Annotated in this window: 11 protein-coding genes; 4 read left to right on the top strand and 7 right to left on the bottom strand. The window is 66.2% G+C overall.

Annotated features, from left to right (window positions below; translation table 11 throughout):
- Positions 1-161 precede the first annotated feature (161 nt).
- Positions 162-1100, bottom strand: coding sequence for a branched-chain amino acid aminotransferase (locus FQU96_RS29230; RefSeq protein ID WP_146544908.1), 939 nt, complete (start codon positions 1098-1100; stop codon positions 162-164).
- 180 nt (positions 1101-1280) lie between these two features.
- Positions 1281-2171 (bottom strand): branched-chain amino acid aminotransferase, encoded by an 891-nt coding sequence (locus FQU96_RS29225; RefSeq protein WP_146544907.1) that lies wholly within the window; start codon positions 2169-2171, stop codon positions 1281-1283.
- 188 nt (positions 2172-2359) lie between these two features.
- Between FQU96_RS29225 and FQU96_RS29220 the strand changes: the two genes are divergently transcribed.
- Genes FQU96_RS29220 through FQU96_RS29210 form a run of 3 tightly spaced genes read left to right on the top strand, consistent with a single transcriptional unit; the run spans position 2360 to position 5004 of the window.
- Positions 2360-2860, top strand: coding sequence for a MarR family winged helix-turn-helix transcriptional regulator (locus FQU96_RS29220; RefSeq protein WP_146544906.1), 501 nt, complete (start codon positions 2360-2362; stop codon positions 2858-2860).
- Between the two features lie 9 nt (positions 2861-2869).
- A complete protein-coding gene (locus FQU96_RS29215; protein WP_146544905.1) occupies positions 2870-3586 on the top strand; it encodes a response regulator in 717 nt (238 codons plus the stop codon).
- The gene (locus FQU96_RS29210) at positions 3583-5004 is read left to right on the top strand and encodes an ATP-binding protein (RefSeq protein WP_218574918.1); all 1422 of its coding nucleotides are present in this window, start codon (positions 3583-3585) and stop codon (positions 5002-5004) included. The genes FQU96_RS29215 and FQU96_RS29210 overlap by 4 nt, the downstream gene beginning before the upstream one ends.
- Before the next feature lie 11 nt (positions 5005-5015).
- Here the strand turns inward: FQU96_RS29210 and FQU96_RS29205 are convergent, their stop codons facing one another.
- Positions 5016-6275, bottom strand: coding sequence for an MgtC/SapB family protein (locus FQU96_RS29205; RefSeq protein ID WP_146544904.1), 1260 nt, complete (start codon positions 6273-6275; stop codon positions 5016-5018).
- A 156-nt stretch (positions 6276-6431) separates the two neighbouring features.
- Between FQU96_RS29205 and FQU96_RS29200 the strand changes: the two genes are divergently transcribed.
- Positions 6432-7229 (top strand): phosphodiesterase, encoded by a 798-nt coding sequence (locus tag FQU96_RS29200; protein ID WP_146544903.1) that lies wholly within the window; start codon positions 6432-6434, stop codon positions 7227-7229.
- A 14-nt stretch (positions 7230-7243) separates the two neighbouring features.
- Here the strand turns inward: FQU96_RS29200 and FQU96_RS29195 are convergent, their stop codons facing one another.
- The 4 genes from FQU96_RS29195 to FQU96_RS29180 form a co-directional block, all read right to left on the bottom strand.
- On the bottom strand, positions 7244-8446 hold the full coding sequence (locus FQU96_RS29195) for an MFS transporter (protein WP_255468615.1): 1203 nt from the start codon (positions 8444-8446) through the stop codon (positions 7244-7246).
- Positions 8447-8579: 133 nt separating this feature from the next.
- Complete coding sequence (locus FQU96_RS29190; protein ID WP_146544901.1) at positions 8580-9092, bottom strand: PRC-barrel domain-containing protein; 513 nt, start codon at positions 9090-9092, stop codon at positions 8580-8582.
- 192 nt (positions 9093-9284) lie between these two features.
- Complete coding sequence (locus FQU96_RS29185; RefSeq protein ID WP_255468610.1) at positions 9285-9650, bottom strand: tRNA-binding protein; 366 nt, start codon at positions 9648-9650, stop codon at positions 9285-9287.
- Positions 9651-9782: 132 nt separating this feature from the next.
- Positions 9783-10217 carry a phasin family protein gene (locus tag FQU96_RS29180; RefSeq protein WP_146544900.1) on the bottom strand — a complete coding sequence of 145 codons (435 nt, stop codon included), beginning with the start codon at positions 10215-10217 and terminating at the stop codon, positions 9783-9785.
- Between the last annotated feature and the right edge of the window lie 52 nt (positions 10218-10269).

Raw genomic sequence — 10269 nt, 5'->3', positions numbered from 1 at the left:
GCGAGAAAACTGTCACCCATGTGCTGAGTACAATCTGTTACCCATGTGCTGCGGTCGCACTAAGGCCGGAGGGGGAGCCGACGCGGTCTTTTGTTACCAAGACCACGAGGGGTCCCCTCCGCCCCTTCGGGGCACCTCCCCACTGCGTGGGGAGGGTCTATTCAAGCCGCCTTGCCCAATTCGACGTCGGCCAGATGCGTTGACTCGCCGAAGCCTTCGCAGTCGTCGCGCAGCACCAGCTTGGCGAAGTCGTCGATCAGCCGCGGCGTGACCGGCCCGACCTGGTAGTGCTGGCCGGCCAGTTCGCGCACCGGCGTGATCTCGGACGCCGAGCCGGTGAGAAACACCTCGCTGGCGCGCGCCAGATCGTCAGGCCATACCTCGCGCTCCTCGACGGTGAGGCCGCGCGCCTGCGCCAGGCCCATCACCGCGCGGCGTGTGATGCCGTCGAGGAAATTGTCGGGCCGCGGTGTCACCAGCTTGCCGTCGATCACCAGGAAGATGTTGGCACCGGTCGCCTCCGACACGCGGCCCTTCCAGTCGAGCATCAGGGCATCGTCGAAGCCGGCTTTGATGGCCCGGTCTTTCTCGAGCGTGCAGATGATGTAGAGGCCGGTCGCCTTGCTTTCGCCGGGCGCGCTTTCGGGTGAGGGACGCCGGTACGTTGCCATGGTGAGACGGATACCGCGCAGCCTGGCCTCGGGCGAGAAGTAAGCCCCCCACGCCCACGGCGCGATGGCGAGATGGATGTCCGTGCCCAGCCCTGACACGCCCAGCACCTCCGACCCGCGCCAGGCCAGCGGCCGCACGTAGCCGCTCTGCAGGCCGTTGGCGCGAACCACCTCGCGGGTCGCCGCGTCGATCTGCGCGCGCGTCCACGGCAGGTCCATGTCGACCAGCCGCGCCGAGCGAATCAGCCGCGCGCTGTGTGCCGCCAGCCGGAAGACACGGCCGCCATAGATGCGCTCGCCCTCGAAGACCCCTGACCCGTAGTGCAGCGCGTGGGTGAGCACGTGCGGGCGCGCGTCGCGCCACGGCACCAACTTGCCGTCCAGCCAGATCCAACCGTCGCGATCATCCATCGATTCTGGAGTTGCCATATGTCCCTCCTGAATTGGCATTTCATTGTCTTACGAGACGCTGATATGCAATTTACTGACAATAAGTCAGTAATACTGACTATGTCAATATCACTTATCTATTAGTCATCGGAGGCACCGCCGACGCAAAAAAAGCGGGGCCACTGGCCCCGCTGGGAAGACCCGAAGGACGGATAAGGTTTATTCGGCAGCCTGTTTCTTGGGCTGCACAGCGGCCTCGAAGTCAGCGATCAGGGTGCGGCAGACTTCGCCCGGCGTGAACTTGTAAGGGCCGATCTCGCCGATCGGCGTCACCTCGGCGGCGGTGCCGGTCAGGAAGGCTTCCGTCGCGTTGGCCATCTCCTCCGGAAAGATGGCGCGTTCGACGACCTTCATCTGGCGCGCCTTGGCCAGGCTGATCACGAACTGCCGCGTGATGCCGTCCAGGAAGCAGTCCGGCTTGGGCGTGTGCAGTTCGCCGTTGATGACGAAGAAGACGTTGGCGCCGGTGGCTTCGGCGATCTGGCCGCGATAGTCGAGCATCAGCGCGTCGTCGTAGCCGTTCTGCTCGGCCTTGTGCTTGCTGAGCGTGCAGATCATGTAGAGCCCCGCCGCCTTCGACGCCGTCGGCGCCGTATCGGGCGCCGGCCGGCGCCAGTCGGCCATGGCCAGGCGGATGCCCTTCATGCGGGCTTCCATCGTATAATACGAGGGCCATACCCAGGTCGCGATGGCGAGGTGGATCGTGTTCTGCTGCGCCGAGACACCCATCATCTCGCTGCCGCGCCACGCCACCGGCCGGACATAGCCGTCCACGATATTGTTGGCCTTGATCGTCTGGCGCGTCGCCTCGTCGATCTCGGCCACCGACCAGGGCAGCTTGAAGCCCAGCAGCTCGGCCGACTTCACCAGGCGCTCGGAGTGCGCGCTGAGCTTGAAGACCTCGCCGCCATAAACACGCTCGCCTTCAAAGACGCAGCTTGCGTAGTGCAAGCCATGCGTCAGCACATGGACCTTCGCGTCGCGCCAGGGGATCAGCTTGCCATCTGACCAGATGACGCCGTCGCGATCATCGAACGGAAGAACGGACATCAGGGCCTCTTCATCGGCGAATTTCGTTCGCAACAAAATGTCTCATGGGACGAGCCGGGGGTAACATCGGCGCAGGCCTTGAGTCAACGGCGGGACAGCTTATGGTAAAAATCCCGATTTGGGACTTTTCCCGATCCGGACAGATCGTTAGAAACCCTGTTCGTGATCAAGACCTTAGGAACGCCTTCATGGCCGATGCCCGTCCGCTGACCATGTTGCCCGCTTTCGTGCGCGAGGAGGATCTTCGCCGCAGTATCGAGCTGATGTTCTTCGCCTACCGCGACTTCACCGGCGAGGCCGACACCATGCTGGCCGACGCAGGATTCGGCCGCGCCCACCACCGCGCCATCTATTTCATCGGCCGGCATCCCGGCATCACCGTCGGCGGGCTTCTGCGCATCCTGAAGATCACCAAGCAGTCGCTGTCGCGCGTACTGCGCGAACTGATCGACGGCGGCTACGTGCACCAGGACACCGGCGCGCGCGACCGGCGGCAGCGGCTGCTGGCGCTGACGACCAAGGGTGAGGCGCTCGAGCGCGAGTTGACCGGGCGACAGCAGGCCCGCTTCGCGCGCGCTTTCGGCGAAACCGGTGCGCCGGCAATGGCCGGGTTCCACCAGGTGCTGCTGGGCATGCTCGACCCGGACGAACGGCCCGAGATCGAGCGCCAACTGACACGCGCGCGCTGAGTCCTGATCTTGTCGGACGCGACCGCGGACAAGGCGCATGTGCTGGTGGTCGACGACGACCAGCGGCTGCGCGAACTGTTGCGCACATTCCTGTCACGCAACGGGTTCAGGGTCACGGTGGCGGGCGATGCCCCCGAGGCACGCGATCGGCTGACCAGTATGGATTTCGACATGATGGTCCTGGACGTCATGATGCCGGGAGAGAACGGCCTCGACCTGACGGCGGCGCTGCGCCAGCAGAAGAAGGCGATACCGATCCTGATGCTGACGGCGATGGGCGACGCCAAGGATCGCATCGCCGGCCTGGAGCGCGGCGCCGACGATTACCTGCCCAAGCCGTTCGAGCCGCGCGAACTGCTGCTGCGCATCAACAGCATCCTGCGGCGGGCCACGGCGCAGGCCACGCCGGTGCCGATGGCGCCTGTCGTCGCCGTTGTGCGCCTGGGCGAGCTGCGCTTCGACACCAAACGCGGTGAGCTGACCCGTGGCGAGAAGCGGGTGAAACTGACCGATGCCGAGCGCGCATTGCTGAGCGTCTTCGCGCTCAACCTCGGCCAGGACATGAGCCGCGAGACGCTGGCGCGTCTGGTCGGCGGTGAGGTCAACGTGCGTACAATCGATGTGCAGGTCACGCGCTTGCGGCGCAAGATCGAGGATGACCCCAAGTTCCCGCGCTATCTGCAGACGGTGCGCGGCACGGGCTACCGCCTGGCGGGTGACGCATGAGCGCCGATCGCACCAACGAGCCCTCGCTGGCCCAGGCACGCCGTGCCGCCGGGCTGACGGCCTGGGCCAGCCGCGCGCTGATGTGGTGGCGCCGGCTGCGCGTGGGCCGCAAGGTTTCCAAGGTAGCGCCGCGCACACTGTTCGTGCGCGCGACGCTGGCCATCGTGATCCCCACGATCCTGCTGCAGCTCATCGCGACCTATGTTTTCTATGAGCAGCTGTGGGACAACGTCACCGGCCGCCTGGCGCGCGCCGTGGTCGGCGACATCAAGATGATCACGGCGCTGCACAGCGATTTCCCGGGCGATACCAATTTCGAGTGGATCGTGCAGCGGGCGCGGCAGGACATGCGCATGGTGGTGTCGTTCAAGCCCGGCGCCACCCTGCCCGAGCGCCGTTCCCCATCCTTCTACAGCATCCTCGAGCGCGAGCTGACCAACGCGCTCGAGAACGACCTGAAGCTGCCCTACTACCTCGACACCGCGCCGACCGACAAACGCGTTCTGATCGCCGTGCAGGTGCCGGATGGCGTGATCGAAGTGCTGGCGCCGCTCAGCCGGCTGTACACGACGTCGAGCTGGGCCTTCATCGCCGCCATGATCGGGGCGGCGATGGTGCTGTTCGGCCTGGCCACCGCGTTCGTGCGCCACGAACTGCAGCCGATCCGCAAGCTTGCCCGCATCGCCGACAACCTGGGCAAAGGCCGCGATATCGCCGACTTCGAGCCCGAAGGGTCGCTGGAGGCGCGCCAGGCAGGCCGCGCCTTCCTGACCATGCGCGAACGCCTGCGCCGCCAGATCCAGCAGCGCACCGAGATGCTGGCCGGCGTCAGCCACGATCTGCGCACGCCGCTGACGCGCATGAAGCTGGGGCTGGCGATGCTGGACGACGGGCCGGAAAAGCGCGAGTTGGAGGCCGACGTCGTCGAGATGGAGCGCATGATCGAAGGCTATCTCGCTTTTGCCCGCGGCGAGGGTGACGAGGAGCCGGTGCCGGTCGACGTCGGCGAACTGTTGGAAGACGTCGCCAGCGGCGCCCGCCGCGACGGCGGCACCGTGGTCGTGGCGTTCTCCGGTGATCTTGGGATCAAGCTTCGCCCGACAGCGATGAAACGCTGCCTGAGCAACCTGGTCAGCAATGCCCTGCGCCACGGCCGCCGGGTCGAACTGCGGGCGCAGCGGCGCAAGACGGCGATCGAGATCATCGTCGACGACGACGGACCGGGCATTCCGGCCGACCGGCGCGAAGAGGTGTTCCGCCCGTTCTTCCGTCTCGACGCGTCTCGCAATCCCATGACCGGCGGCGTGGGCCTGGGCCTGACCATCGCGCGCGACGTGGTCCGCAGCCACGGCGGCGAACTGCACCTGGAGGAATCGCCGATCGGCGGTCTGCGCGCGCGCATGCGCCTGCCGGTGTAGTCACCTCTTTCTCAGTCCATCACGACCCAGGCCAGTGCGCCGACGGCGATCGCCACCACGCTCGACGCGCCGACGATGACACCCGTACGGGGTGTGCCGACCACGGTCGCGAACCCCGCCTTGACCATCGTGTTGACGGCGACGGCGATGGCAATGCCAACCACCGCGGTCGATGTCGAAATCCCGTGGTCGGCCATGCGCGACAGCGACAACGTCAACGCATCGACATCGGCCAGACCGGAAACGGCGGCGACGATCAGCACAGCCTGTTCCCCCACCTTGGCGACCACGATCTTGGCCACCAGCATCACGACGGCAATGAAGCCGGCGAGCTTGAGCGCCGTGCCGAGCTCGAACGGATTGCGCATCGCAAGCTCGTGCTGTCCATCGTCCGCGTTCTCGGCGCGGTGTCGCAGCAGCATCAGGCCGGGCAATGCCAGCACGACGGCAGTGGCGCCCAGCGGCCACAGCAAGGGCAGGATCAGCGCCGTATTGAGACTGCCGGCAATCACCATCACGCGCACGACCATCACCACATTGGCGAGCAGGATGCCGCCGGCCAGCAGCGGCGCCGCGGCCGGCTTCTCGCGAGCCATACGCGCGAAGGCCAGTGTGGCGGCCGTGGATGATGCCAATCCGCCGGCCAGCGCCGCCATCGCGATGCCGGCCTGATCGCCCATGATGCGAATGGCGACGTAGCCGGCAAAGGACACCGCGGCGATGATGATGGCCAGCAGCCAGACCTCCGCCGGATTCAGCGCCTCCCAGGGATCGACCGTGCGGTCGGGCAGCACCGGCAGCAGCAGAAAACTCATGGCGAGCAGAATCAGCGCTGCCCGAATCTCCGGCCACGTCAGCCGCTGCAACCAGCGATGCAAAGGCTGTTTCAGCGCCAGCAGCAGGGTCATCACGACGGCAACAGCCACCGCCACCTGCGGCTCGCCGCGCACGGCATAGGCGCCACTGGCAAAAGTCAGCATGGCGGCCACGACACTGGTGACGCCGAACCTGCCCTCGGCAATGACCTCGCGCCAATAAAACGCCGCGAAGGTGGCGGTGAAGGCCGTGAAGAACACGCCCAGCGCGATAGGGTTGTCGGGCGACAAGGCACTGGCGACGCCGCCCAGCAGGCCGACCAGCGCATAGGTACGCACTCCCGCCGTACGCTCGCCGTCGGCATCCTCGCGCGCCTGCCAGCCCCGTTCGAGTCCGACCAGCAAGCCAATCGCCAGTGCCACGGCAAGGCGCTTGAAGAGTTCCAATTCAGTCATCAGTCGATCGCATCGAGCGGAACGTCCCGCGGCACGGAAACCGGGGCAATCCTGGACGCTCCGCCTGGCAGGCGCGACTCAAAAGAACTCCCATGTCCAAGACGGTGGGCATGCTTTGTGCACGCAGCGGCGCAGGCTGCGAACGAGGCAAGACAGATGTTGCTGGCTCAGATCTCCGATCTGCACGTCCGCCCGCGAGGGCAGCTTTACAAAGGCGTGGTTGATTCGAACCGCCTCCTGCAGGACGCCATCAGTCATTTGCACGGTCTCGATCCCCGCCCCGACCTGGTGCTGGTGACGGGCGATCTGGTCGATGAAGGCGATCCCGCCGAATACGCCATGCTGCGGACGCTGCTGGCGCCGTGCGAGACGCCTTATCTGCTCATTCCCGGCAACCACGACAGCCGCGACGCCCTGCGGGACGCCTTCGCCGAACACAGCTACCTGCCCGCTCGGGGCAGGCCCTTGCACTATGTCAACGACGCGCATCCCGTGCGCATCGTGGCCCTCGATACGACCGTACCGGGATCTCACCACGGCGCCATCGACGACACCGGACTGGCCTGGCTCGCCGACACGCTGGCACGGGAGCGCACGCAGCCGACCGTGATCATCATGCACCACCCGCCGTTTGCCAGCGGCATACCCTACCTTGACGACTACATGCTTCGGGACGCGGTGCGGCTGGAGGAAATCGTCGCCCGCTTCGACAACATCGAGCGCGTGCTCTGCGGGCATGTGCACCGGCCAATCCAAGTGCGCTGGGCCGGTACGATCGTTTGCACCTGCCCCAGCACCGCAACGCAGATCGCGTTGCGGCTGCGGCCGGATGCAGCGCCGGCATCCTATCGCGAGCCGCCTGCCTGCCTGCTGCACCGCTGGCAGCCCGGCTCGGCGATGATCACCCACACCAGCTACATCGGGCATTTCGACGGACCGTATCCGTTTGCGTGACCATCCCGGCCGGTTCAGTCGGCGCGCGGCCGTGTTTCGGGCATCAGCGTCCATACGACCGTCAACCCCAGCGCGGCGATCGCCGCCAGGCTCATGAACGCAACGCCGCTGCCGAAGGCGTCACTCACATAGCCGCCGAGCGTCGGGCTGAGCGAAGCACCCACACCCATCATGGTCCCGACGAATCCCTGTGTGAGATTGAACCGCCCCGTGCCCCGCGTCAGGTCGGCCACCGTCAACGGCACCAACACGCTGAACACCGCTGCCGTCACCCCGTCCAGCAGCTGGACCACGACCAGCAGATAGGGATCGCTTACGGTGGCGAACAGCAGCCCGCGGATCGGCAGGGCGGCGAAACCGACCAGCAAGAGCGGCCGACGCCCCCATCGTTGCGCCTGGCGGCCGACCCAGGGCGAGAACGCCGCGACGACCAGCTGGGGGCCAACGATGCAGGCGGCGATCAGCACCGTCGCCCATTCGCTGAGGCGCGTCGTCAGCACACTGCCCATCAGCGGCAGCATGGACGCGTTGGCCAGATGGAACAGCAGAATGCAGCCGCCGAAGATCAACAACGACCGTTTGCGCAGGAGGCTGCGCAGGTCGACCGGGGCCTTGTTGCGCTGCCGTTGCGGCATGTTCCCATGGGCGCGCTCGGCATCGATCTCGGCCGACGCAATCATGCGCAGCGCCAGCAGCGTGGGCACGACCAGCGCCGCGGTGACAAAGAAGACCGCCTGGGCCGAGAAAAAATAGCCGCAGGCGCCCATCACGGCGGCGGACAATCCGGTACCGATCGATGCGAAGCGCGCGTTGCGGCCGAACCGCTCGCCGATCGCGGCATGCCCGACCAGGCCCAGGCTGATGGCCGCGATCGCCGGTCCCAGCACGCAACTGGCAACAGCGTGCAGGGTCGCGGCCGAGAACACCACCGGCAGGATCGGCCATGTCGCGTATGCAAGCGCACTGAGGCCGATCATGGTCACGGCGATACCGGCGACGAACCGCTCGGCACGGGCCCAGTCCACCAGGGCGCCGCCCGGCATCTGACCGATCAGCGAGACGAGCCCGGCGACCGACAGGACCAGGCCGATATCGACCTGCGTCCATTTCTCGGTCGTGAGATAGACCGCGATGAAGGGACCGAATCCGGTCTGCACGTCGGCGACGCAGAAGACGAACCAGTCGAGCCCACGCTGGCTGCGCCGCGACGGGGGCAGCGGATCGGGCCGACGCGGCTCCTCCGGCGGTGCGTGGTCGCGGGTGGTCGTGGACCCGATGGCGCCGTCGGGCCCGTCGGTGGGGCGCAGAGAAGGCTCTACCGACAGTGCTGTTCTCCGTCAGCCATGGCTTCTATGGGAACGGTTCCAGGCTGCCCGATGGTCCCAGGATGATGACCGGCTTGCCTTCCTTGTATTCAGGCGCCGGCTTCACCTGATCGCGCGTGAGTTCGAGGATGACGCGATACCGCTTGGTGGCCGTCGGCACGAAGTGGAGCGCCTTCCAGTCGACAGCGATCTTGCGGCTGCCGACACCGAGAAAACCGCCGAAGTCGATGATCGCCGCGCGCGGCCGTCCTTCGCCGTCGACGATCACGTCGACGATACGTCCCATGTTCTCGTCGGCCGCGCTGCGCACGTCGCGGCCGAGGATGCCCTGCACGTCCTGGGTATCGAGAACCGTAATCGATGGCGTGTTCGGCGTTTCGCCGACCGGCGGCGCCGGCGGTGGCGACGGCCCATTGGGCGCTGGCGGCGACGCCGGCGGTGTGTCCGGACTCGTCTGCGCCAACGGCGCCTGGCTTGCCGCAACGAGCCCGATCAATGTCGTCGCCGCCGCCGCGACACTTCTCAGCCTGCCAACCATCGAGCGCTCCGGCGGGGCCGTGGCGCCCCCTGTGTTAACGCGCCACAGCCGCGCGGGTTGCAATCCAAGCAACAGACGATGGGAGCAGCTTCATGGTGAGCCTGTCGAACCACGAAGCGATTCGCACCACCGTCAGGTGCCTGAGGCTTCATGGTTCGACAAGCTCACCATGAAGCCAAGGGGTTGCAATCGCTAAAAGAGCTTGCCGCCGTTGGGCACGTTGCGGTCGGGGCCGATCATCACGACGCTGCCATCGCCGTCGGGAAAACCCAGCACCAGGACTTCCGACATGAACTTGGCGATCTGTCGCGGCGGGAAGTTCACGACGGCGGCGACCTGGCGACCGATCACAGTCTCGGGGGTGTAGTACTTGGTGATCTGCGCCGAGCTTTTGCGCACGCCAATGTCAGGACCGAAATCGATCCAGAGCTGGATCGCCGGCTTGCGGGCGCCCTCGAACGGCTTGGCCTCCACCACGGTGCCGACGCGAATGTCGACGTTGTCGAAATCGTCGTAGGAAATCGTCGCACGCACGGTGCTGGCTGCCGACTCGCTCACCACTGCCTCCACAAGAGCCTTCCGACACCGGCCCCTGATACCAGCAAAAAGGGCCGCTCCGAAGAGCGGCCCTTGGATGCGCCGGGGAAGCCGAGGGAGAAATGGCCGCCGGCGTTGTCTCGTGCGTCGCGCTTAGTGCTTCTTGGCGACGGCAACCTTGATCTCGTCCAGCGCCTCGGTGATGCGCTTGTTGACGACGTCGAGTGCCTCGGCGTTGCCCTTGGCGACGATGTCGGCGAGCTCACGCAGGTTGGCGACCGAGGTCTCGTAGGCCTTCTTGGCGACGTCGGCCTGCTTCACGGCCTTCTCCTCGAAGGTCGCGGCCGACATCACTTCGCTGGCTGCCTTCGAGAACTCCTCGGTAGCGATCTTGATCATGTCGGCCTGGCGCTGGGCCACCGACTTCACCGCTTCGAAGGCGGTCTGGTTGGCTGCCGTCAGCGCCGCAACGTTCTTGCGCTGCGCCTCGACCAGCGCCTCGACGTCGAAGTTCGGCACCTTGAACTCACCGAACGCCTTGGTGAAGTCGACGTCGGCGAACGGGAATTTGAATGAGGGAGCGGTCATGGGAGTCTCCTACTGAATCATAAAACGGGTTTGACGCTCGACTGCCGGGGCT

This window comes from Reyranella sp. CPCC 100927 (assembly GCF_007859315.1).
GTDB lineage: Bacteria > Pseudomonadota > Alphaproteobacteria > Reyranellales > Reyranellaceae > Vineibacter.
The sequence above is the reverse complement of the archived record's forward strand: the minus strand, read 5'-3'. Positions and strand labels throughout refer to the sequence as shown.

What these genes read in the sequence shown, in the direction of transcription:
- FQU96_RS29230 (WP_146544908.1), bottom strand. Translation starts at nt 1,100, where the DNA reads ATGGCAACTCCAGAATCGATGGATGATCGCGACGGTTGGATCTGGCTG.
- FQU96_RS29225 (WP_146544907.1), bottom strand. Translation starts at nt 2,171, where the DNA reads ATGTCCGTTCTTCCGTTCGATGATCGCGACGGCGTCATCTGGTCAGAT.
- FQU96_RS29220 (WP_146544906.1), top strand. Translation starts at nt 2,360, where the DNA reads ATGGCCGATGCCCGTCCGCTGACCATGTTGCCCGCTTTCGTGCGCGAG.
- FQU96_RS29210 (WP_218574918.1), top strand. Translation starts at nt 3,583, where the DNA reads ATGAGCGCCGATCGCACCAACGAGCCCTCGCTGGCCCAGGCACGCCGT.
- FQU96_RS29205 (WP_146544904.1), bottom strand. Translation starts at nt 6,275, where the DNA reads ATGACTGAATTGGAACTCTTCAAGCGCCTTGCCGTGGCACTGGCGATT.
- FQU96_RS29200 (WP_146544903.1), top strand. Translation starts at nt 6,432, where the DNA reads ATGTTGCTGGCTCAGATCTCCGATCTGCACGTCCGCCCGCGAGGGCAG.
- FQU96_RS29190 (WP_146544901.1), bottom strand. Translation starts at nt 9,092, where the DNA reads ATGGTTGGCAGGCTGAGAAGTGTCGCGGCGGCGGCGACGACATTGATC.
- FQU96_RS29180 (WP_146544900.1), bottom strand. Translation starts at nt 10,217, where the DNA reads ATGACCGCTCCCTCATTCAAATTCCCGTTCGCCGACGTCGACTTCACC.